The following is a 22013-nucleotide window of genomic DNA, read 5'->3' as shown; positions in this document are numbered from 1 at the left end:
CAGGGGGAGACTGCGAGTGCTGCGGCAGCAGCGAGTGTGTCCAGGTTCAAAACCACCTCCTGAACTGATTTACGGATGGCAGGCGGGCTGGGTGCTATCTGCTACAGCCCTGGTCATGCCATGTTTCAGGGGGCTAGCGGGCGTGCTTCCGGAAGCACGCTCCATGCCTATCCTGGCAGGCGTGGCGACGCCGTCCCTCCGAAGCACACGCCGCCACGCCCGTCTCTACCGGGCCTTCCCGGACAGCAGCACCGTCCAGGTTGCCCGAGCCTCAGCGATCGACCAGCGGTGACTTTCGTCCACCCGGTGGCCGCCCCCGCGCTGGGAGGGGGCGCGGGGTGCGTCGCGCGGAGAGCGGCGTAACGGTCAGCGATCCGGCGAGCGGCTGCCGCCGGGTTGTCCGCCGTGTGAGCGGCGTACTTCCTGCGGCCCGTCCGCGCGGAGTGCTCGCCGTTCCACCACATGAAGCGAAAGCCAAAGGTGTTGGTGCTGAGCAGGACGACATCGCCGACCTCGGGAGTCGGTGCCTCTGCTACTGCCGGAGGTAGGTGAGGACAGCCTGTACTCGCTTGTGGGCGCTGCCGTCGCCGAGGTCGAGCTTGGCGAAGATGCGATTGATGTGCTTGGCCACGGCCGCATCGGTTATGACGAGTTCGCTGGCGATGGCGGTGTTGGTCTTGCCTTCTGCCATGAGCGCAAGCACTTCCGACTCGCGTGGAGTGAGCTCATCCAGATTGGATCGGCGGCGGAGCAGCTTGCGGATGACTTCGGGGTCGATCACTTCGCCTCCGGCTGCGATGGTGTCGAGGGCTCGAAGGAGCTCGTCCAGATCGCCGACACGATCTTTGAGCAGGTACCCGATGCCGCCATCGCCGGTCGTAAGGAGGTCGGCGGCAGCACGTCCTGAGACGATCTGCGAGAGCACGAGGATGGGTTCCGCGGGGTTGAGCAGCCGGAGTGCTTGTGCGGCTTTGATGCCTTCGTCGGTATGGGTGGGCGGCATCCGCACGTCGATGATCGTGAGGTCCGGGTGATGCGCACGCACGGCTTCCAGGAGCGAGTCACCGTCGGAAACGGCACCGACGACCTCGTGACCAGCAGTGGTGAGCAGACGTGCGAGTCCTTCGCGCAGGAGTGCGGCGTCCTCGGCTATGACGATGCGCATGGGACCTCCAAGGTGATGCGGGTGGGGCCTCCGGCGGGGCTGCTGATCTTGACGCGCCCGCCAAGGGTTTCGATTCGGTCGATGACTCCGAGAAGGCCCGTGCCATCCGGCAGCGCGCCGCCCGATCCATCGTCCTCGACGGTCAGGAAAACAGTCCCGTCCGGCGTGTGATGCGCGAGCAGCGTGACCATCGTGGCGTTGGCGTGCTTGGTGACGTTGGTGAACAGTTCACTGGCGGCGAAGTAGAGACCCACCTCGACTTCGGTGAGCAGGTCTGCCGGCAGGTCGATGAACGCAGAGGCGGCGAGTCCATGGGTGTCGGTGCGAGCGACGAGCTCATCGAGGGCGTCGGCGAGGTCGTGGTCACGGAGCGCGGCGGGATAGATGCCGTGCACGATGTCGCGGAGCTCGGTGACGGCCTGCTGCGCGTCGACGCGCGCCTGCTCGATGAGCTGAGTGATGTCGCTTCCGCGGTCGTGCTGGTATCGCATCGCACCGAGTGTCATGACGAGTGCAGTGAGGCGTTGCTGGGCGCCGTCGTGCAGATCACGTTCGATGCGCCGCCGCTCGTCATCGAACGCTGTGGTGATCCGAGCACGGGATCGGGTCAGGTCGTGCACTTGCTCGGCAAGCTCGGTGCCATGCTCGCTGATGAGCGTCCGAGTGAGATACCTCTGTCCTTCGGCCGCGAGCGTCACGAGGTACATGCCGGCTGCGAGCAGGAGCAGACCGAGCAGGAAGAACCCGACCTGGGCGATGGGGTTCTCATGAATCGCTTCCGAGGTCGGATCGACAGTCCCGGGGTCGATCCCGAGTACGAGCAGGGTGATCAGGAGCCCACTGGCTCCGGCAAGCGCAGCAGGCAACAGCAGGGCAATGGTCATGACGGCGAAGCCCACTAGCGACAGTGGGATCAGGACGACCCCGTATAGCAGCTCGGTCCAGGTGATCCGCTCGCCGAGCCGATGCCGGGCCCAGAGCCGGAACCCGCTGGAAGGTGTGGACGTGTGCGGGTCGGGGATGGGATGGAGGTCGGTCCAGCGCAGCCGCCATCGTTCCACTCGCCCGAGCGGTAACCCGGCGAGTGGAAGCAACGGCCAGCAGGTGAGCAGCCAGGCGAGAGCGACCAACGGCGTGGTCAGCAGATAAGCCAGTGACCGCCAGGGCCAGGATGTGAACAGCAGCGAGAGCCGGTGTTGGCGCAGCGCGAGGCCAGGGGTGGCGGCCATCCGCTGTTCTTCTCCCATACGCCCCATTGTTCCGGGCGCTCCTGGGGCTTGTTCGTGTGTCATCTCAGCGCGCATACCAAGCCTTTACGCCGTCCGTAGACCCACGGCGATGTCGGCGCGCAGGGAAGGTCTGGCCGGGCACCACTGGACGAGGAAGAGCATGAGCCAGCTAAGGACGAAGCCGAGGGTCAGGGTTGCCCACGGTATGACGACGATCGGCTCTCCCACGTAGGCCGTGGAACTGATGGCCGTCGTCGCCACGGTGATAACGATTGGCATGAGCGCGAGGACGGTGCCAGTCAGAGCGAGCAGGAAGGCCTGCCATACATACCAAATAGAGATGCGCCGACTCGACATGCCCGCCACCCGCAGCAGCGAGTGCTCACGCTCAACGTCCCGAGCAGCCAGTGAGACCACGGCTGCGGAGGTGACCAGGAGGACGAAAGAGATCAGGGCGGTCATGACAAGAGTGTCGACGAGACTCGTCTCGGCCGAGTTGTCGAGGGTATGGACGACTACTGCGGTGGACTCGACGGAGGTGAGCATGACCCCGACTCCGCCGATGCCCGCGGCCAGGGGAGCGACGGTGTTCGCGCTCGTGCCTGCCCTTTCGATGGCGGCATTGGCGGCCAACCTCCCGGTGACGCTGCCAAATGCGCCAGCTAGGCGACCAGCCACGGCGAGGATTGCCGGGGTGATCAGTGGGCCGATGATGTAGACGAATATGACCGCAGCCATGCCTCCATTCAGGGCAAGGTTGAACATCACCGCCACACCGGCCTCATGGGCACCGAGAGCTGCTGAGGCGGCAAGGAGGCCGAGGGAGGACAGTAGCAGGAGCCCTGCCACCGGAGCCCGCCACCACCAGCCCTTGCGGCGGGTGCGGGAGATGGCGCGGAAAACCTCGATCGCCTGAGTCCGCGAGGCCGTGTAGGCAGGCCCAAAGGCCCCGAGCAGGCAGGTGATGACGCCGAGAACAAGGGAGAAGACCCAGGCGAGGATCGGCGGGGGCAAGACTGGTGCGTCAAAGCCCGGTGCTGCCATCTGATTGAAGGTCGGAACGACGAGGTAGCTCAGGCCGATAGCGGTGAGCGAACCGGGCACCGCACCAATGAGCGCGGCCGTGGCGACCAGAGACCAGATACTGCGACGGACGTCACTGGGACTCGCCCCGACGAGCCGCCACTGAGAGAAGGTGCGCCGTGTGGACTCGACCGTCGCGGTGCCGACAACGGTGAGCGAGAACAGCGCGAGGGCGGCGACGAGTATGTAGATCGTCTCGGAGACGATGGTGAACTCGGTGATCGAATGACCCTGCGATTCAGCAGCGGCAACGAAACGCTGGTCGTGGGTCCAGGCGAACTGTGTCGCGCATAGGCCGACCAATGCAGTCACAGCAGCGATCGTGGTAATCGCCGGCCACCAACTGCCAAGGTCGGCGAATAGGATACGGCGGGCGTACTTGCGCATTTCACCTGCCTCCGAGGCGGGCCATGGTGTGGAGGATTTCGTCGGCACTGAGCCTGCCGGCGACATGAACGATGAGCCCGTCGCGCATGAACACGATCCGGTCCGCCAGAGCCGCGGACTCGACATCATGGGTGACCATGACGACCGAGCAGTCCTGGGTGGCGAGGTCTCGCAGAACCTTCAGGACGATGCCGGTGTTGGCGGTGTCGAGTGCGCCGGTGGGCTCGTCGGCGAAGATCACCGATGGCCTCATGAGGATCGCCCGACACAGGGCCGCCCGCTGCTGCTCGCCGCCGGAGAGGGTGCTTACCTTCGCCGCTCTCTTCTCGAAGAGGCCGAACCGGGAGAGTATGTCCTTAACAGCGGCGGTATCGACCGGCTGCCGGGCCAGGGCGTGAGGAAGGCGGACATTCTCTTCAAGGGTGAGGTAGCCGATGAGGTTGTACTGCTGGAAGACAAAGCTTGCGGTCTGTCGGAGGAACAGGGTGCGCTTCTCGTCGCTGAGAGCGTAGAGGTCGGTCCCGTTGATCGAGACCTGTCCCTGATCGGGGCGATCGAGGCCACCAAGGCAGTAGAGCAAGGACGTCTTGCCGGCGCCGCTGGCGCCGACGACGGCGGTGAGACCGCCACCGCGCAGTTCGAGGGAGCAGCCTCGAAGGATCGGAACCTGCTGTCCGCCGCCACTGGGAAGTTTGACGATCTGATTGGCCTGGATCGTGGGCGCTGTATTCATATGCGCTTGTCCGATCGAGGCTCCGACATGCGGCTGAGAAGGACGTGCAGTCATACATCCATCTCACGCCGTGAACCGAGACCAGTCGATGATGCTGTCGCCCCAATCGGAGGTAACGCCAGCGTTACCTCCATCCGGCAGCCTCAGCTCCGCGGCAGACCGGTGTGCGTGATGATGTAAGGCCGGAGCCCTAGCCCGCATTTTGGTAGCGGCTGCATCGACTCCAGGCCGGAGACGCCGTAGACCTCCTCGACCGCGTTCGCGAGCAGGTGGCAGGTACGGAAGCGGTCGAGCGGGGTCAGGCCGAGCCTCGTCAGGTGCAGGTAGGTGTATTCCCTACGCCCGATCTTGAAGGCGAATTGGTGGTGCTCAGGGATCATCAGCACGTCACCGCTCAGGACGTGGCCTGTGCCCCTGCCCTTTCACGGTGAGTGGAGCATCGCATCCTGGCACCCCAACAGAACGGCGTTCACCGGTCAACCAGCAGGCCGCCCGAACCGTCCTCACCTATCCGTTCACTACAACGCAGGAGTGCCCGCATGAGAATCGCCGGCTCGATCGTGATCGCCGCAGTCGTCGCCGCTCTCGCCGGATGCGGGGCGGGTGCGGACACCGCGGCGCCTGTCGTGACCGTCACCGCGCCGGCGCCTGTCGTAACCGTCACCGCACCGGCACCCGTGGAGAAGAGCCCTGAGCCGATCGAGCAGGACGACAAGGAGCCCCCTCCCGCCCCGACCGAGGAGAAGGAAGAGGCGGCTGAGAAGAAGGTCCTGCCGGATGTTGTCGGGATGAACCTGCAGGAGGGGCAGGACACCATGCAGGCCGCAGGCTTCTACATCCTGAACGACAAGGACGCCACCGGGCAAAACCGCTTCCAGGTGTATGACCGAAACTGGGTGGTGACCAGGCAGACGCCCGCCGCCGGCCGGAAGGTGACGGTCGACACGTTGATCACCTTGTATGCGAAGAAGATCGGCGAGTAAGACGAGTAGTGAAGGGGGCCCTTCCTTCAGGGGCGCCGCCGTGTTCGATCGCGGTCAGCCGCCCAAGGCATGCGGGGAATCGCCGGACGTCGTGCCACGCTTTGATGGCGGGGAGACGCGGGCCCCCGGCGGATGACCCCCGCCCCGGCTCACCAGGCATTGTCGGCCTGCTCGCGGATCTTGTGGCTGATGCCGTGAAATGTCTTTTCCGGTGGGGTGGGCTATGGTCGGCCATATGACGGGACCGTGGAGAACTCCACAGGGGTCCATCGCGCTCGTCGGCGTGATGGGCCTGGTTCTGTTGTCCCTGGTGCTGGCCGGCGCTTCGTGCAAGGCGAGCTGCGGCGCCTCGACGGTTACCCAGAGTTCGGCCTCCGGCCCGGTGTGGGAGCCCGGCGGATGGGACGTCGACCTGTCCAGCCTGCCGCCGCAGGCGGGTGACGCCCGCGCGCACCACGTGCTGTCCCTGCGGCCGCTCACGCGCGGCGAACTCGCACATCTGGTGCTGTTGCCGTCGCCGAGCTCGGACGCGGATACGCTGCGCGAGCCTCAGCAACTGGCTCACCGCATCACGGGATCGCGCAGCCCGCCGCTGATCTAGCCGATGTCTTCCCGTCGGGCTCCGCGGCCACGTGCTGCGGAGTCCGACAACAGCGCATCCGGTGCACCCTCTCTGGCCCATACCGGGCTTTCCCTGTCGCGGGTCCTGGCGTGCCGCTGCGCGTCCTGAAGACATCTTGTGACGTCTCCTTGGCAGGAGAAGCGGTAGGCGATCTTCGTCCGAAGCGACCCCTTCGGATTCGGGGAGTTTTCGCCGTGCCGCCTTTTCTGCCGACGTCCGCCTCCGTCGGCGTCCGCCAGGAGCCGATCATCGCCATGGTCGTTGTCGCGTCGGTTCACGGAGCCTCCGCGCCGGCCACGCGCTCCTGAGGCTTCCGGTCGGCGCGGAGCAGGCTCAGCACGCGGCCGTTCGCGGCCTGATACGGCTGCGCCCGCGGCCGCCCCTGGCGGCCGACCTCGCCCTGTCCGCCCGCTGACGTGCCGCGACGCGAAAGAGATCTCGCCGAGGCTCCCTTCTCCAACACCTTCCCGACCCATCATGGAAAGGATCACATGATCATGACCGACAGCCACACGACATCGCATCTCAGCAGCGTGCAGCTCCAGTCACTGCGCCAGGACCTGCTGGAGCAGCTGGAACAGCGCAGAGGGCACCTGCACGGCCTGCGGGTCCAGGAGCAGGAGAGCAGCGGTGCCGACGGCACCTGGCAGGAACTGGTCGTCTCGATCACCGCTGCCGAGCGCGCCGTCGCGGAGCTGTCCCTTGCCTGTGAGCGGCTGGCGGCCGACGCCTACGGGCGCTGCACCCACTGCCAGGCCCCCATCCCGTTCGAACGGCTCAAGGTCCGGCCGCTGGCACGCACCTGCATCGACTGCCAACGGCGGCACGAGGCCGCCTGACATCACGAAAGAGGGTGGAGCGATCCGCCCTCTTTCCGATCACCCGGAGCTGAACATGATCACATTGGACCGTCTGGTGAACGTGCTCGGCGGGTACGGAGTGCGGCTGTACGGCCGTCCCGAGGCGCGCTCGGCGTGGCTGCGCAGCGTGGCGATACCGGACTCCACCGACCACCACGTCGCGGGCGACCTGCTCCTCGCCGTCGGAGCCTCCTCACTCGCCGAGGCGGTGCGGTGGGCGGCCGCGGACAGGGCCACGGCGGTCCTGGTACGCCCCCCTCGAACCGGCGACGAGAGCGAAAGCGGCGCGGACGTCGAGCGGGAGGCCGCCGCGATCGCCGACCAGTACGGAGTGGCCGTGCTGCTGGCCGACCCCGCCGTCTCCTGGAGTCAGCTGGCCGGCGTGGTGTACGGGTTGGTGCTGGAGAGCCGCGAGACCGCCTCGGGACGCGGTCCCACCGACCTGTTCGCCCTGGCCGACAACCTGGCCGACGTCATCGGTGGCGCGGTGACCATCGAGGACCGGCACTCGCAGGTGCTGGCCTACTCCCGCTCCCAGCAGGCGGGAGATCCGGCCCGGCTGGAGACCATCCTCGGGCGGCGGGTCCCGGAACGGCTGCGCGAGCTGTTCCGGCGACAGGAGGTGTTCACCCGCCTGGCGGCGACGAACGAGCCGGTGTTCGTCCCCGCCGACGCCGGGCACGGCCTGACCGGGCGGATGGCGGTGGCGGTGCGGGCCGGCCGCGAGTTGCTCGGTTCGGTGTGGGTGAGCTGCGCCGACCCGCTGACGGGCGACCGCCGCCGGGCTCTGGTCGACGGCGCGCGCACCGTCGCCCTGCATCTGCTGCGCTCCCGGGCCAGCGCCGACCTGGAGCGGCAGGTGGAGTCCGACCTGGTCATCCGACTGCTGGAGGGCAGCGCCGACGCCGCGACGGTGATCAGCCGGTTGGGCCTGGCCCCGCGGGCGATCCGCGTCATCGCGGTCCGCGCGTACACCCCTGACGATCGTCACGCCGCGCTGCTGCTCGCCCTTGAGCAGGCCACCACCGGCTTCGGCTGGTCCAGGCCCGGGCGCAGCGCGCTGCTCGGCGACACCCTCTACACCATCCTGCCGGCCGAGCGGGCCGAGGCGGCCAGGCAGTGGATCACGGCCCTGCGCTCCGAACTGCCCGCCCAGGTGCGCGTCATGGCCGGGATCGGCGCACCCGCCGAGGCGGCGGACCTGGCCGCGGGCCGCCAGGAGGCCGACGAGTGCCTGGCGCTGCACGAGAGCGCCGAGCCCGGGACCGTGCCGCCCGCCTACGACGAGTCCTGGGACGACATCCTGCTGCGGCGGCTGCGCGCGGCCGCGCGGACCGGCCGGGCACCGGCCCGCGGGCCACTGGGCGCGCTGCTGCGGCACGACACCCGGCACGGCACGTGCTTCGTCGCCACGCTGCGGGCCTGGCTGGAGAGCCAGGGCGACCTCACCCTGGCCGCCGAGCGGCTCGGGGTGCATCCCAACACCGTCCGCAACCGGCTCCGCAAAATGGACGAGCTGAGTCCGCTGGACCTGTACGACGCCCGTCGGCGCCTGGCCATGACCATCATGCTGGCCGCGTTGGAGGACGAACCTCGCCGATGACCTGATCAGGACCCGTCACCGTTCCCGGTGCCGGCGTTGTGCGGGATCCACAACGGCGGCGCCGCGATTGTCGCCCGCTCACAACGCCGCCGGTCACCGCCCGCGCCATCCTGGCCAGGACATCGACGTTCGTACCTGTTGGAGGTTGGCATGGTCGGCAACTGGCCGCGATCGGTGATCGTGGTTGGCGCGGGCATCGTGGGTCTGTCGACCGCGTGGTTCCTGCAGGAGCGTGGCGTCCAGGTCGACGTGGTCGACCGCGGCGGCGTGGCGGCCGGCGCGTCCTGGGGCAACGCCGGCTGGATCGCGCCTGGCCTGGCCATCCCGCTCAACGAACCCGCCGTCCTGCGCTACGGCCTGCGCTCGCTGCTCAACCCGGCCGCGCCGCTGCATGTGCCCGCGACTCTCGATCCGGGCCTGTGGAGTTTCCTGGCCCGCTTCGCCGCCAACAGCCACTGGCGGTCGTGGACCCGCGCCGCGCGCGCCAACCTGCCGCTCAACGACGAATGCGTCGAGGCCTACGAGGTGCTCGCCGCCAACGGTGTGTCCGCACCCGTCGTCGCGGCGCCGATCACCGCGGCGTTCCGTACGCCACGTCAGGCCGAGAGCCTGCTGCGCGAGCTGCGCAGGCTGGGGGCGGCCGGGCAGACGGTCGAGCACACCGTGCTGGACGGCGCTGGGCTGGCCGAGCGGGTCCCGCTCGCCGGTGAGGCGCTGAAGACGGGGGTGCGGATCGACGGTCAGCGCTACGTCGACCCGGGCGCCTTCGTGCACGCCCTGGGAAAGGCCGTCATGCGACGCGGCGCGACCGTGTACGCCGTCGAGGTCGACGAGGTGCGCACCGACGACAGGAAGGTGATCGTCCGCTCGGCCAAGGGCACCGTGCTGTCCGCCGACGCGGTGGTGCTGGCCACCGGCGCCTGGCTGCCCCGCCTGGCCCGGCAGTGGGGCGTGCGTGTCCCGGTGCGGGCCGGTCGCGGCTACTCCTTCACCGTGCCGGTCGACCATCCTGTCCCCGGCCCCATCTACCTGCCCGAGGAGCGGGTGGCGTGCACGCCGTACCGCGACGGGCTGCGGGTGGCGGGGACCATGGAGTTTCGCGACCCGGACGCCCCGCAGGTGCCCGCCCGGCTGGAGGCCCTCGTCGCCTCCGTCCGGCCGCTGCTGCGGGGTGTGCGCTGGGAGGAGCGCACCGACGTCTGGGTGGGGCCCCGCCCCGTCACCCCGGACGGACGGCCGCTCGTCGGCGCGACGGTGGCCCCCACCGTCTACGTGGCGGGTGGTCACGGCATGTGGGGCCTGGCCCACGGTCCGATCACGGGCAGGCTGCTGGCCGAGCAGATCACCACCGGCAAGCAGCCCGCCGCCCTGGCCGACCTCGACCCCCTCCGCTGACGCGGGCCGCGCGCCAACCGTCCGGCCCGCCGTGCCGGCACAACGAGCGGACGGGCAGCGCTGCCCCCCTGCGCAGCCAAGTCACTGTCCCGGTGACCGTGGCTTTGAGTGCCGCGGTCATGCGGGGAGGTCCGAGAGTACCCGCGCGAACCGCTCGCCGATCATCTGATGTGTCGCGGCATCGGGGTGAAGCGCATCGGGGAGAGGGTGGGTCGCCGCGTCGGCCTGGTCGTAGAGGCTGAGCCCGTCCAGGTAATGCAGGTGCGAGTCCGTGCGCCGCCGATCGCGGACGATACGTGCGAGTTCCCCGCGGATCGCCGTCAGGGTGAGCTTGCCGACCGACCGCTCGGCGGGGTCTCCGGTGGCCTGGAAGCGCACCGCGCCGTGAGCGAGGGCGTCCGGGTCGAAGGCGCCCGGCCCGGGAGTGTCTTCATGGATCCCGCAGTAGATGGGGGAGACGACCAGCAGCGGGGTCGTGGGGTGTCCGTCGCGGATCGTGTCGAGGAAGCCGTGCACAGCCGGTCCGAAGGCACGCATCCGCATCAGATCGGTGTTCACGAGGTTGATCCCGAGCTTCAGGCTGATCACGTCCGCGGCGGCGTCGCGGATCGTCCGGGCGACGAAGGGATCGAGCAGCGCGCTGCCGCCCAGTCCGAGATTGATCAACTCGACGGAGGCGCGGCGCGCCGCGACCACGGGCCACGTCCCGGTCGGCCGCACGGCGTTGGAGCCCTGGCTGATCGAACTGCCGTGATGGATCCACCTCTTCCGGCCCCGATCGGGCGCCGGTTCGACGGGAGCGTCCGCACGCAAGTCGATCAACTCGACCGCCTCGTTGTGAGGGAGCCAGATCTCGACATCCTCGGGGGCATCGGGCAGCCCTGTGAAGCGAGCGGTGCTTGAGGGGCCTTCCTCGACGAGTCGGGCCCCCGTCGACATGTCGATCGTGACGGTGATCCCTCCCGACGTCGTCGCGCTCGCAACGGGAGCGTCGCCGACCACGATTTCGATCATGCCGTCCGGCCGGGGTGGGATCCCGGTGTACGTCGTCCGAGACCGGAGCACCTCAAGCTCGATCGTGGACGCCGCCGTCCGGAGCGCGAGGTGCACGCCGGATGGCTGGGCCTCGACCATCGCGAGCTGCGGATCGGTGCTCTGCGCGCGTGCCCGGCTCGGAAGCCGGTGAACGGTTACCCCGTGTCCGGTCGTCTCGATCTCGGCCGCGCCGCGGAACAGCGCCGCTGTGAGCGGCACCGAGATCAGATCGCGGGATGAGGTCGTCATGCGTCTCCTTGTGAGGGCCGTTGCCGCCGGTCGGCTTCCGACCGTACTTCCTTTGACGGTCGTGCTGCCCGACGCGAAGAAGTCAGGTGGCGCGAGTCCCCGTCAGGCCCGGAGCACCTCAAGGCTGGGCCGGATACCTACGCCGTGCTGCCGTCTCCGGGAGATTCCTTCGACTCGTCGCGCGACACCGAGCGTGCGTCGCCGTTGGCTGTGCTGATCATGTGTGCCCGACGCAGCACGTCGAGCTGAGCGTGGTTGTAGAGGGCTTCGAGGGCATGGCCGACGGCGCTTTGGGCCGCTCGCACCTGCCGCGGGGTGGAGGACCTGGGCTCCAACGTGACCGAGTGATCGGTGGTCGCGCCGTTGACGAACGGTGCGATCTTCTCGGCCAGGGCCTGTCGAGCGGCCTCGTCGGCGTCCTCGGGAAGGTCACGGAACTCCTCGTCGAGTGCGACGTTGGGGCGTGCCTCAAGGGTTCGCCGTACGGACTCCATCGACTCGTCGGAGAAGAGCTGGGCGTAGATCATGAGGAGCGCTCGATCGTTGTCGCGCAGCTGCTCCGCGACGCCGCTGAACCCGGTCGGCACGTCCGCCGAGGCGCCCGGCTCCGACAGTGTGGCCAGTTCCTGCCGGATGTTCTGGAGCCGTTCCACCGTCGCCTTGAGTTCGGCGTCGATGGTCCGGAAGACCGAGGCATGACCGTCGGTGTCCGTTCCCATCGCGGCCACCTGTGTGAGCGACACGCCCAGCCCGGTCAGTCGCCTGATCTGCAGAAGCCGGGTGAGGTGGTGGATCTCGTATCGCTTGTAGCCGTTGGGCTCGCGGTCAGGCTCATCGAGCAGGCCGATCTCGTGGTAGTAGCGCACCGTCTTCACCGTGGTTCCCGCGAGCTCGGCTATCTCGTGAGTGCTCCAGGGCATGGATCGCTCGCCTCCTCATGCGATATCGCGCGTCCGGCGATCTCTCTTCGTGGATGTGACATCGACGCAGGATCAATCGGGCTCGTCCGCTGCTCGCCGCTCGCGCAGCCGGACGAGGACGACCATGCCGATGTTGACGGCGACAAGGATCAGCAGGGATGCGTCGCCGGTATCGGTGGAGCGGTCGAGGGGGAACGCCTCGCCGTCCGCCATCAGTGTATTGACGGTCGTCGCCAGGACGTTGTTGGCGATGTGGAACGCGACCGGTGCCTCGATCCCCCTGCTGATGATCGCCATCAGCCCGGTGCAGATGCCGATCACGACGTAGTAGCCGAACAACCAGGGGTCGGTCGACCCGTGGAGCACCGCGAAGGCCAGGCTGGAGACCACGATTCCCAGGACCAGGGCCGGGCGAACCGCACGCACCCAGGATGCGGCGGCGGGCAGCACGACGCTTCGGAACATCAACTCCTCTCCGGCGGCCTGTATCGGAGTGGTCAGGAGGATGATCACCAGCATGATGATCGTCGTGGTGCTCACGCCGAAGGCCGTCCAGCCGGGAGCGTCTGGAGCGACCAGCGCCACGATGCCGATCCCGGCGCCCACCAGCAGCGCCGCGCCGAGAAGGTACTGCGTCAGGCGGCGCGCGTCGAACGCTCGTGGTGAGCTGATCAGGCTGCGCCACGGTACCTTCGCCGTCCACACCAGGAGCAGGATCGCCAGCGCACCCGTCGCGCCCACGCTCAGGTTGACGGCCAGGAACTTCAACGGCGTGAAGGTGGCTGACATGGGGTCGTCGCTGCCCTCGATGACGCCGACGATCTGGTAGAGCAGAATCTGCAGGACCACCAGCACCAGTGCCGGCACGATGATGACCACGAGCGACTTCCACCGGCTCATGCGGAGATGCGCGCCGAACGGCCGGGAGTCGTCGACGGCCGGCCCGAAGCGCCCTTGCGTCAAAGGACTCGGGGCCGCGGGGTTCGGGTGATTCGTCGTGTTTCGGGGATCGCCGGATCCTGGTCCATCCATCGGGGGTTCCTCTCGGGCTCGAACCGGTCGTTGCGCTCACGAGCGAACACCATGCCCTGGGGGCAGACTCAAGTCGCCCAGGTGAACGTGTCCGGGGTGGAGCACGACGATCTAGAGGACCTCGGCGGCGAGCGCGCGACGACGCGCCGCGAATCGGCGCCCCCTGTTTTCCGGACCGGGTCAAGCGAGGGGCCGCCGTCCGGTTTTGGAAACCTCAGGCCACGGGCGGCGAACCGCACCTCGTGTCAGTGATCGTGGAGAGTCTCCCGCTGTCGGCCCGGATGGCCGTAAACCCGCTTCGTGAACGATGAATCGGTAGTCGCTCCCCTTCCCTGCGGATGCGGGAGAGCGGCTCTGCACACGACAATGCCCCGCCGAGTGTCTCGACGGGGCATCTCCCGAGATGCCGTCACCGCACAATCCTCCGGAGGGCCGCCTCGAACGCCTCGGCCTGCTGCGGAGTCACTCCTTCGAGACCCGCGCCTCGGGTATTTCAAGGGCTCGGGCTCGACTGAAGCTCAAGGGATGTAGACCTCGTAGTAGTAGCCCGACGGATAAGCGCTACCCCCGAGGAGCCAGCGACAGCCGACGAGCCCGCTGTACAGACCGCTCTGCGCGTCGATGTCGTAGTAGCTATCGCATTCGGCCAGGGTGGGGAAGGGACCCACCTTGTACCAGTCTCGTGTCGGCCAGTCCCCGCTGGCCGCGCCGGTCTGGGTGGCGGTACCGACCAGGATGCCGGCGCCCAGCGCCACGGCGAGGACGGCGGAACGCAGTCGGCGGATCTTCATCGTGGGTGACTCCTCACGTCCGGGAAGGAGAACACCTTCAGATGAGCATCCGCTGTCGGGCCTGAGAAGATACCGGTTATCCATATTTCGGATTGATGGTGCGTTTGCCGAGGCGATTTCGCCTGACCTGAACACGTGAGCGCCACGGCGGACCGATCGGGCAAGAGCGGAGCGGTGAGCGCGCCGGTGGTCTGGCGTGTCGGTCACCCTGGGCGTGGACGGGGGTGTCGTCCGGCCGGGTCAGGCGTCTCGGCGTTCGAAGACGAGGGCCGCGGCGGCGAGCGCGACGAGCGTCCAGGCAAGGACGAGGAGCGAGCCCTCCCACTGACCGAGCGACGTGCCGGTCTCCGCGCCGGCCGAGAGCCACATGCCGCGACCCGCCGCGTCGGGCAGGTAGGCGGCGTAATCCGTGTGATCCCGGACGTACGGGCCGACGACGAAGTAGTGGCCGAGCAGGACCGCGACGGCCGGGAGACTCCTCCTCACGACGGTCGCGAGGGAGGAGGCGATCAACGTGGTGAGGACGAGGTAGGCGATCGCCCCGGCCGCGGCCTGCGCCGCTCGGTGACCGTCCACGGGGGCCGCCACGTCCACCGGAGCGAACCGGGCGATCACCACGCCGACGGCGACGGTCACGGCGGCGACCGGGACGGCCGCGAGGGCGAGGGCGAGTGCCTTGACGAGCTGCAGCTCGATCCTTCGGGGCATGCTCGTCAGGCTCGTCCGAATCTGGCCGCCACCGTACTCCGAGGTGGCGGCCAGGACGCCGAGGACGATGAAGCCGGCCTGCAGGTATCCGACGGCGGCCAGGCCGACGTCGAGTGTGGAGGTCGCGTCGCCTCGCCCCTGTTTCGCCGCGGCGACGAACGCGGCATCGAGGACGAGTGCCGCGCCCCAGGTCCCGAACGTCGTCAGCCACAGGGCGGGCAGGGTGAGCAGTTTGACGAACTCGGCGCGGAACGCGTCCCTGACGATCTCACGACGGGACCGCGCCTGCCCCGAGGTGACGGTCATGCGTCTCTCCGCCGGAACACGGCGACACCGAGGGCGAGTACCGCGATCACCCAGGACGTCATCACCAGGCCGCCGGTCACCGGAGCGATCTGCACGGAGGATCTGACGTCGCGGAGGAACATCCGTGCCCCGACCAGGTCCGGCAGATAGTTCGCGGCGTCGATCACGCGGGACAGGAGGTAGGTGACCGACACGAGAGAGGTGTTCAGGATCAGCGCCGTCAGCGGTATGACGCCGTTGCGGGTGAGCAGCGTGATGCCGTAGGCCAGCAGCGAGGTGAGCACCCAGTACAGGACGACCCCGAGCACGCGCGGAGCGGTGTCGGCGGTGAGCGATGCGGCGTGGTCGCCGAGGACGACCCGGGTGACGGTGAGGGTCACCGCGGTCGTGACCGTCGCCAGCGCGGCCACCGTCAGGACCAGCGCCGCGGTCTTCGCGGCGAGGAACCGGGTGCGGGAGGGTACGGCGGTCAGACTCGTGGTGACCTGGCGTGCGCCGGCCGACTCCTCTCCCTCGGTCAGGTATTCGCTGCTGATGGCGACCACGCCGAGGACGATCGCGCCGAGGACGCCGAACGCGAGCTCCTGGTATCCGGCGTCGCCGCCGGGAACGGTCAGGGTGCCGTTCTCGATCGCCCGCACGATCGTGGACGCGTTGAGGAAGGCGATCGCCGGTGACACGACGAGGCCGATCACGACGGCGATCCAGGCCGACGGTAACCCGAGGAGCTTGAGCGACTCCGCGCGGACGATTCGCACTACCGGCCTCCCGGCGTCGCGTCGCCGGATCCCGCCGAGGTCAGCGCGAAGAAGGCGTCCTCAAGGGTTCGGTGGTCGCCGGTGACCTCGGCCAGGGTGCCCCGGCTCACGATTCGCCCCCTGTCGATGACGACGACGTCGTCGACGGTCTCGGCGAGTTCGCCCATGAGATGGCTTGACAGCAGGACGGTCCGGCCCGCGGCGGCGCGATCACGCAGGAACCGCCGCATCCATCGGATGCCCCCGGGGTCGAGCCCGTTGATCGGCTCGTCCAGTACCAGCACCTCCGGGTCGCCCAGCAGAGCCGCCGCGAGGCCCAGACGTCGCCCCATGCCGAGCGAGTATCCGCTCACGCGCTTTCCCGCGGCCTCCGTCAGGCCGACGACGGCGAGGACCTCGTCGACCCGCTCACGGGGCAGGCCGTTACTCGCGGCGACCCAGCGCAGGTGAGCCCGCCCTGTCCGGGAGCGGTGTGCTCCGCTCCCGTCGAGCAGCGCGCCCACGGTGGTCAAGGGGCGGTTCAGCCGGGCGAAAGGCCGGCCGCACACGAGCGCGACACCCTCCTGCGCCCGGTCCAGGCCCAGGATGATCCGGAGTGTCGAGGACTTTCCCGCCCCGTTCGGGCCGAGGAAGCCCGTCACGCGGCCCGGTCGGGCCTCGAAACCGACGTCGGACAGGATCTGGGTGCTTCCCCGCCGTTTGCTGACGTGTTCGACAGTGATCATTCAACCCTCGTGTGAGTCGTGGTGAGGCGATCAGTCAACCGGGGGACGGCCGCCCCCGCATCGGACGTCGGATCGAAACCCGGCGGCGCGTCTCGGACCGGAGGCCGTCGGACCCAGGGCTGAGATCGAGCGGGGGAGACCGGCGTGATGTGCCCTGGCCCTTGTTCCGAACCTGACGAGGGCTTCGGCTCGGCGCCTAGGATGACGGTGATGAACACGCTTCAGCGGCCTGTATGGCGCTCGCATGCCGGGCTGGTCAGCGGCGTGGTGTTCGTCGTGCTGCTCGCGGTCCTTCTCGCGACAGGAGCCGATGGACCACTCGCCGATGTCGTTCCCTCGCTGATCGCGGCGATCGCGATCGGCGTCGCGGTCTGGGCGGTCCGGCGGACGCGCGCCACCCGTGCCGACTACGAGGCGCGGCTCACCAGCTGGGCCGCCACGGAGGCGGTGCTGGCGGAGCGGATGCGGATCGCGCGGGACCTGCACGACATCGTCTCCCACGGCCTCGGGCTGATCACCGTTCGCGCCGCCGCGGTCCGCCAGGTCACGAACGCCGACGGGCGTGACGTCGCCGAGCTGCGGGAGGCCCTCGCGGACATCGAGGCGGCGGGCAGGAACGCGACGGCCGAGTTGCGTCGCATGCTGACCGTGCTCCGCACGTCCGGAGACTCCCGCGACGAGGAGGTTCCGCGGCTGCCCGTGGAGAGTCTCGAGCAGCTTCCCGCGATCGTCCGCGGCACCGAGATCACCGGCCTTCGTACCCGGCTGGACCTCGAACCGCTGGGCGAGGTCTCCCAGGGGGTCCAGGTCGCGATCTGCAAAATCGTGCGGGAGGCCCTGAACAACTCGGCGCGTCACGCCGGTCCCACCACCGTCTCGGTGCACGTCTACCGGGACGGGGGCACGGTGGTGGTCACGGTCGCCGACAGCGGTCCCGACGGTGGCCCCGAAGGCCCCTGGTCGGCGAGGCCCGGCGCGGGCCACGGGCTGGCGGGCCTTCGGGAACGCGTCTCGGGTCTCGGCGGCAGCCTCCACGCCGCGGCCGTCGAAGGAGGCTTCCGGGTCGTCGCCCGGATCCCGGACGAGGTCGGCACGTGAACGACGGCGACCGCCCCGTCCGGGTGGTGCTCGCTGATGACCAGCCCTTACTCCGCAGGAGTCTCGCGATGGTCATCGACAACGCGGCCGGCCTGGCCGTCGTCGGTGAGGCCGGCGACGGCGTGGAGGCGCTGGCCGTGGCGCGAGCGACCCGACCCGACGTGATCCTGATGGATGTGCGCATGCCCCGGCTCGACGGGCTCAGGGCCACCCGGGAGATCGGCGCCGACCCGGCACTGGCGACGAGCAGAATTCTCGTGCTGAGCATGTTCGAGCTGGACGAGTACGTCTACGAAGCCCTGCACGCCGGTGCTTCGGGGTTTCTCCTCAAGGACACCGTGCCCGAGCAGCTCATCGACGCGATCTGGCGCACCCATCGCGGGGAGTCCCTCTTCGCCCCGTCGATCCTCACCCGGCTCGTCGAGCATTACGTGATGACGCCGCGCTCGCACCCGCGTCCGCCGGTGGGGCGGCTGACCGGCAGGGAGGTCGAGGTGCTCACCCTCGTCGGGCGGGGCCTGTCGAACGACGAGATCGCCGCCCGGCTCACGATATCCGTCAAAACCGTCAAGACGCATATCTCTCACCTGCTCGCCAAAGCCGGCGCGCGTGACAGAGCGCAGCTCGTCATCGCCGCGTTCGACGCGGGACTGGTGCGACCGCGCGGACACACCGGAAACATCCGCTGAACTCCGCACCTGTCCGTCCTCTCCCCTTACTCGGAGGTCACTGCGGCCTCGGGGGCGGGACGACGACCGTCGTCCCGCCCCCGAGGCATGATGGCTCACTCGCCCACGGTCACAGCTGGGTGCGGAGCCACTGCTGGTTGGTGCCGGTGCCGCAGGTCCACTGCACGACCTGGACTCCGTCGGCGGTGCCGGCGTTCAGCACGTCGAGGCACTTGTCGCTGTGGCGGGCGACGAGCCGCACGTAGCCGTTGCCGGCGTCCTGGAGACGCCACTGCTGGTTGGTGCCTCCGTTGCAGGCCCACTGGACCACCCGGGCACCGTTCGCGGTCGCGGTGGCGCCGCCGTACACGTCGAGGCACTTGCCGCTGCTGACGCTCGTCACCGTGTAGTAGCCGCCACCGGCGTCCTGGAAGCGCCAGCGCTGGTTCGCCTGCCCGTTCGCCGTCCACTGCACGATGTTCGCGCCGTCGGTCGTCGCGGCGTTGTTGACGTCCAGCGACTTCCCGCTGTGCCGCGCGGTCATCGTGTAGGTGGCCGGTGGCGGGACGGTGGTCTGGGGAGCCAGCCGGTAGAGCCCGGAGCCGTGCGGGGGCAGCGAACGGCTGAACGTCCCGGTCGAGGTGCCGAGGTTCGCGCCGGACCACAGGTCGGTCACGACGGCCGAGCCGATGCCGAGGTCGGCGAGGTTCACCGACACGTTGGCCGTCGCGCTCTCTCGGTTGAACAGGGCGACGTAGCGGTGGTCGCTGTCCGGCACGTTGGCGGTCCACACCTGCCGGGTCCCTCCGTAGAGCCGGCGGTTGTCGGTGCTGTGCTGGTCGACCGCGAGCACCGCGGAGTTGGTCATCAACGCCAGCTCCGCCGGCCGGTTCTCGACGAGGTTGCCGCCCCACATCAGCGGCGCCCGGTTGATCGCCCACAGGGTCATGAGCGTGCGTTGCTCGTCGGCGGTGAGGTTGGAGTATCGCGGCGAACCGACCGGGCCGTACTTCGACAGCCGCCCGATCGGGATCATGTCCGGATCGGGCCACGCTCCCTTCGTCCGGTGCGGCGTCCAGTTGTGCAACTGGTCGAACAACGCGTCGAGAGCCGACCAGTTGTCCCACAGGTCGTTCACGATCCGCCACATGTGCGCGTTCGCCCGCACGTGCGATCCGCCGGCCAGCGGGGTCGCGCCGGGGGAGAGGCTCAGCACCATCGGGCGACCGCTGCGCTGGATCGCCACCCGGTACCCCTCGACCTCCGCCTGCCGGTACGTCGGCGCGGAGATGTCGTCCACCTTCACGAAGTCGACCCCCCAGGAGGCCAGCAGCTGGAACACCGAGTCGAGGTACGCCTGCGCGCAGGGGTTGGTCATGTCCAGCCCCCACATGAGGTTGAGCCAGGCCGCGGTGGTGCCGTTGGCGATCTGGTTGGCGCGGCAGTCGGTGCCGAGGATCGGCACGTTGTCCGCGACCGCCTGCCGGGGAATGCCTCGCATCAGGTGCACGCCGAACTTCAGCCCCTGGGCGTGCACGTAGTCGGCGAGCGGTTTGAATCCGTTGGTGCCGGCCGCCGAGGGGAACCGGGTGGTGTCGGGCAGCAACCGCCCGTTGGCGTCCATCCGGAGCCGGGGTTGCAGGTTGGCGTCCTGGTTGGGGCTACCGGTGTGCTGGCCGGGGTAGTACCACGCCCAGTCGATGACGACGTACTGCCAGCCGTGCTGCCGCAGGTTCGCACCCATGTAGTCGGCATTGGCCCGGACATCGGCCTCGGTGACCCTCCAGTTGAACGAGTCGTAGCTGTTCCACCCCATCGGCGGGGTGTCGGCCACGCCGTTGTCCCACATCTGCATCCTTTCCGCCGAACCGCTGCCGACCAGATTCACCACGAGCAGGAGCGTCGCGGCCATCAGGACGGCCGTCCTACGGAGTACCGGATGGACCGTGCGGTTGCTCATCAGACCTCCACAAAGACCTGGGAACCCTTACCGCTCTGTGCCCGCTCAGCGATAGCCGGCGGACACCACGCTTGCCTGTACCGCGTTCTCGGTCGCGTCGGACGGGTAGCCGGCGACCATGGCCCCTTCGTAGAAGGTGCCCGCACTCAGGTTCGCACCGCCGTCGGGCTTGCAACAGTCTCCGCCGCTGCCCAGGATGATCGCGCCCTGCTTCTTCATCGGGCTGTATCCGGGCGGGAGCGCGCCGTCCCACAGCGTGTAGAGGCTGCCGGACTGGGCGTTGCTGCCCTTGATCGCGAAGCGCGTGGTGCCGTTGTTCTTCAGGGTCGCGGTGACGAACTTGCTGTTGAAGGCGCGCTGGTTCGGGTTCCAGCTCTGGCTGCCGCCGGGGAAGAGGCCCCATTCGAGGTCGGCCTGCACCCAGGGACCCGTGCCGGAACAGCCGCCGAACCAGCACTGGGTGCTGAAGTTGATGGCGTCCATCGCCCCGGCGGCGTCGGCCTTCCGCGTCGTCTCGCTGTTGCCGTAGTCGAAGCAGCAGCCGTTGTTGACGTGGGTGCCGCTGGTCACCATGTACATGCCCTCGGGGGCGGCGCCGGTCGGCACCCCGGTGAGGTGCCCGTCCCGCCAGTAGCTGTTGCCGGGGTTGATGTAGAGCGAGTACGCCTTCGCGCCGCCCACGGTGAGGGACTCCGAGGTGGCGATCGCCGGCCTGCTCTGCGGCGAGCCGGGAACCACGCTCGATCCCTGGTACCACAGGTCGTTGCCCCGTCCCGACTGGTCGAAGACGACCGTCACCACGCAGGTCGTGCCGGCGCAGAACGAGTCCTGCGTCGCGGCGTTGGCGGTGCCGCCCGCGGCCAGCAGGCCGATGTTGCGGGTCGTGTTGTCCGACGAGCGGCGGACCTGGTACAGGTTGCCGGCGTACGCTTCATAGAGCGCCCGCGTCGTGCTGTGGGCCGCCACGCACGGGGTGCCGCCGGAGGCGTAGATGTCACACGGACGCGCGCCGGGCGGAGGTGGCGTCGGCGTCACAGTCGGCGTCGGGGTCGGAGTGGTGGGCGAGGTCCACTGCTGGTTGGTGCCGCCGTGGCACGCCCACAGGAGGATCTTGGTGCCGTTCGCGGTGCCGGCGCCGTTGGCGTCGAGGCACAGGCCGGACTGCACGCCGGTGATGGTGCCGTTGGCGTTGACGTTCCACTGCTGGTTGGTCTGGCCGTTGCAGTCCCAGATCACCGCCGCGGTGCCGTTCGAGGTGCCCCGGCCGTAGGCGTCCAGGCACTTGTTGCCGTAGACCATGAGCTGCTTGCTCGACGTCCAGGTCCAGATCTGGCCGGCGCCGCCGTGGCAGTCCCACAGTTGTGTCTGGGCGCCGTTGGCGGTGCCGGCGTTGGGGACTTCGAGACAGCGGCCGGACGCGGTGCCCACGATTCTGGTGCTCTGCCCCGGCTCGATGGCGGCCGCCGCCGACGCCGAGGCGGCCGCCTCGGCCGGAGCCTGGGTGCCTGGTGTGACGCCGCCGACGATGAGGACGCCGGCGAGCGCGCCGGCCAGGGCGCTCAGCAGCCGGAGGCGACGGCGTCGGGGCATGCGGTCGCGGACCTGCCCTGACCTGCTGCGTAACGGGATTCGCACGGTGTGACTCCTGTTCTGTTGTGAGAAAGCGAGGGTCTGCGGACGTTCCACGGTGACGGTGCTGTCGA

The 22013-nt window shown here is 68.9% G+C and carries 21 protein-coding genes; 7 read left to right on the top strand and 14 right to left on the bottom strand.

Going from position 1 to position 22013, the window contains the following annotated elements:
- Window positions 1–532 precede the first annotated feature (532 nt).
- The 5 genes from ACFY3V_RS00300 to ACFY3V_RS00280 all read right to left on the bottom strand — a co-directional run bounded on the left by ACFY3V_RS00300 (window position 533) and on the right by ACFY3V_RS00280 (window position 4977).
- Entirely contained in the window at window positions 533–1165 is a 633-nt protein-coding gene (locus tag ACFY3V_RS00300) for a response regulator transcription factor (protein WP_362905849.1), read from the bottom strand.
- The gene (locus ACFY3V_RS00295; protein WP_389768527.1) at window positions 1150–2412 is read right to left on the bottom strand and encodes a sensor domain-containing protein; all 1263 of its coding nucleotides are present in this window, start codon (window positions 2410–2412) and stop codon (window positions 1150–1152) included. The genes ACFY3V_RS00300 and ACFY3V_RS00295 overlap by 16 nt, the downstream gene beginning before the upstream one ends.
- 66 nt (window positions 2413–2478) lie before the next feature.
- Complete coding sequence (locus ACFY3V_RS00290; protein WP_362905845.1) at window positions 2479–3864, bottom strand: ABC transporter permease; 1386 nt, start codon at window positions 3862–3864, stop codon at window positions 2479–2481.
- 1 nt (window position 3865) lies between these two features.
- Window positions 3866–4651 carry an ABC transporter ATP-binding protein gene (locus ACFY3V_RS00285; RefSeq protein WP_362905843.1) on the bottom strand — a complete coding sequence of 262 codons (786 nt, stop codon included), beginning with the start codon at window positions 4649–4651 and terminating at the stop codon, window positions 3866–3868.
- 89 nt (window positions 4652–4740) lie between these two features.
- On the bottom strand, window positions 4741–4977 hold the full coding sequence (locus tag ACFY3V_RS00280) for a hypothetical protein (RefSeq protein WP_362905841.1): 237 nt from the start codon (window positions 4975–4977) through the stop codon (window positions 4741–4743).
- Window positions 4978–5136: 159 nt separating this feature from the next.
- Between ACFY3V_RS00280 and ACFY3V_RS00275 the strand changes: the two genes are divergently transcribed.
- The 5 genes from ACFY3V_RS00275 (at window position 5137) to ACFY3V_RS00255 (ending at window position 10060) form a co-directional block, all read left to right on the top strand.
- Window positions 5137–5580, top strand: a complete 444-nt coding sequence (locus ACFY3V_RS00275) for a PASTA domain-containing protein (RefSeq protein WP_389768522.1) — start codon at window positions 5137–5139, stop codon at window positions 5578–5580.
- 235 nt (window positions 5581–5815) lie between these two features.
- Entirely contained in the window at window positions 5816–6181 is a 366-nt protein-coding gene (locus tag ACFY3V_RS00270) for a hypothetical protein (RefSeq protein WP_362905837.1), read from the top strand.
- Between the two features lie 518 nt (window positions 6182–6699).
- Window positions 6700–7041 (top strand): TraR/DksA C4-type zinc finger protein, encoded by a 342-nt coding sequence (locus ACFY3V_RS00265; protein ID WP_362905835.1) that lies wholly within the window; start codon window positions 6700–6702, stop codon window positions 7039–7041.
- A gap of 55 nt (window positions 7042–7096) precedes the next feature.
- The gene (locus ACFY3V_RS00260) at window positions 7097–8665 is read left to right on the top strand and encodes a helix-turn-helix domain-containing protein (RefSeq protein WP_362905833.1); all 1569 of its coding nucleotides are present in this window, start codon (window positions 7097–7099) and stop codon (window positions 8663–8665) included.
- Between the two features lie 150 nt (window positions 8666–8815).
- Complete coding sequence (locus tag ACFY3V_RS00255; protein WP_362905831.1) at window positions 8816–10060, top strand: FAD-dependent oxidoreductase; 1245 nt, start codon at window positions 8816–8818, stop codon at window positions 10058–10060.
- A 117-nt stretch (window positions 10061–10177) separates the two neighbouring features.
- Here the strand turns inward: ACFY3V_RS00255 and ACFY3V_RS00250 are convergent, their stop codons facing one another.
- The 7 genes from ACFY3V_RS00250 to ACFY3V_RS00220 form a co-directional block, all read right to left on the bottom strand.
- A complete protein-coding gene (locus ACFY3V_RS00250; protein WP_389768517.1) occupies window positions 10178–11344 on the bottom strand; it encodes an SGNH/GDSL hydrolase family protein in 1167 nt (388 codons plus the stop codon).
- A gap of 137 nt (window positions 11345–11481) precedes the next feature.
- Window positions 11482–12264: a MerR family transcriptional regulator gene (locus tag ACFY3V_RS00245; RefSeq protein ID WP_362905827.1), complete on the bottom strand. Its 783-nt coding sequence runs from the start codon at window positions 12262–12264 to the stop codon at window positions 11482–11484.
- 72 nt (window positions 12265–12336) lie between these two features.
- Window positions 12337–13164 carry a CPBP family intramembrane glutamic endopeptidase gene (locus ACFY3V_RS00240; protein ID WP_389768513.1) on the bottom strand — a complete coding sequence of 276 codons (828 nt, stop codon included), beginning with the start codon at window positions 13162–13164 and terminating at the stop codon, window positions 12337–12339.
- Window positions 13165–13814: 650 nt separating this feature from the next.
- The gene (locus ACFY3V_RS00235) at window positions 13815–14087 is read right to left on the bottom strand and encodes a hypothetical protein (protein WP_362905823.1); all 273 of its coding nucleotides are present in this window, start codon (window positions 14085–14087) and stop codon (window positions 13815–13817) included.
- Window positions 14088–14327: 240 nt separating this feature from the next.
- Window positions 14328–15101 (bottom strand): ABC transporter permease, encoded by a 774-nt coding sequence (locus ACFY3V_RS00230; protein ID WP_389768510.1) that lies wholly within the window; start codon window positions 15099–15101, stop codon window positions 14328–14330.
- On the bottom strand, window positions 15098–15859 hold the full coding sequence (locus tag ACFY3V_RS00225) for an ABC transporter permease (protein WP_389768507.1): 762 nt from the start codon (window positions 15857–15859) through the stop codon (window positions 15098–15100). Before ACFY3V_RS00225 ends, ACFY3V_RS00230 begins: the two co-directional genes overlap by 4 nt.
- Entirely contained in the window at window positions 15859–16584 is a 726-nt protein-coding gene (locus ACFY3V_RS00220; RefSeq protein WP_350947084.1) for an ATP-binding cassette domain-containing protein, read from the bottom strand. The genes ACFY3V_RS00225 and ACFY3V_RS00220 overlap by 1 nt, the downstream gene beginning before the upstream one ends.
- Before the next feature lie 210 nt (window positions 16585–16794).
- Between ACFY3V_RS00220 and ACFY3V_RS00215 the strand changes: the two genes are divergently transcribed.
- Together ACFY3V_RS00215 and ACFY3V_RS00210 are read left to right on the top strand one after the other, a co-directional pair.
- Window positions 16795–17682: a sensor histidine kinase gene (locus ACFY3V_RS00215; protein WP_389768504.1), complete on the top strand. Its 888-nt coding sequence runs from the start codon at window positions 16795–16797 to the stop codon at window positions 17680–17682.
- Window positions 17679–18371, top strand: a complete 693-nt coding sequence (locus ACFY3V_RS00210) for a response regulator transcription factor (protein ID WP_350947086.1) — start codon at window positions 17679–17681, stop codon at window positions 18369–18371. The genes ACFY3V_RS00215 and ACFY3V_RS00210 overlap by 4 nt, the downstream gene beginning before the upstream one ends.
- A gap of 109 nt (window positions 18372–18480) precedes the next feature.
- On the opposite strand, the gene ACFY3V_RS00205 is transcribed toward ACFY3V_RS00210, so the two are convergent.
- Window positions 18481–20310 carry an RICIN domain-containing protein gene (locus ACFY3V_RS00205; protein WP_389768499.1) on the bottom strand — a complete coding sequence of 610 codons (1830 nt, stop codon included), beginning with the start codon at window positions 20308–20310 and terminating at the stop codon, window positions 18481–18483.
- Window positions 20311–20355: 45 nt separating this feature from the next.
- The gene (locus ACFY3V_RS00200; protein WP_389768496.1) at window positions 20356–21945 is read right to left on the bottom strand and encodes an arabinofuranosidase catalytic domain-containing protein; all 1590 of its coding nucleotides are present in this window, start codon (window positions 21943–21945) and stop codon (window positions 20356–20358) included.
- Between the last annotated feature and the right edge of the window lie 68 nt (window positions 21946–22013).

This window comes from Streptosporangium sp. NPDC000095 (genome assembly GCF_042899335.1).
In the GTDB taxonomy this organism is placed as follows: Bacteria; Actinomycetota; Actinomycetes; order Streptosporangiales; family Streptosporangiaceae; genus Streptosporangium.
This window is presented reverse-complemented; position numbering and strand designations above follow the sequence as displayed.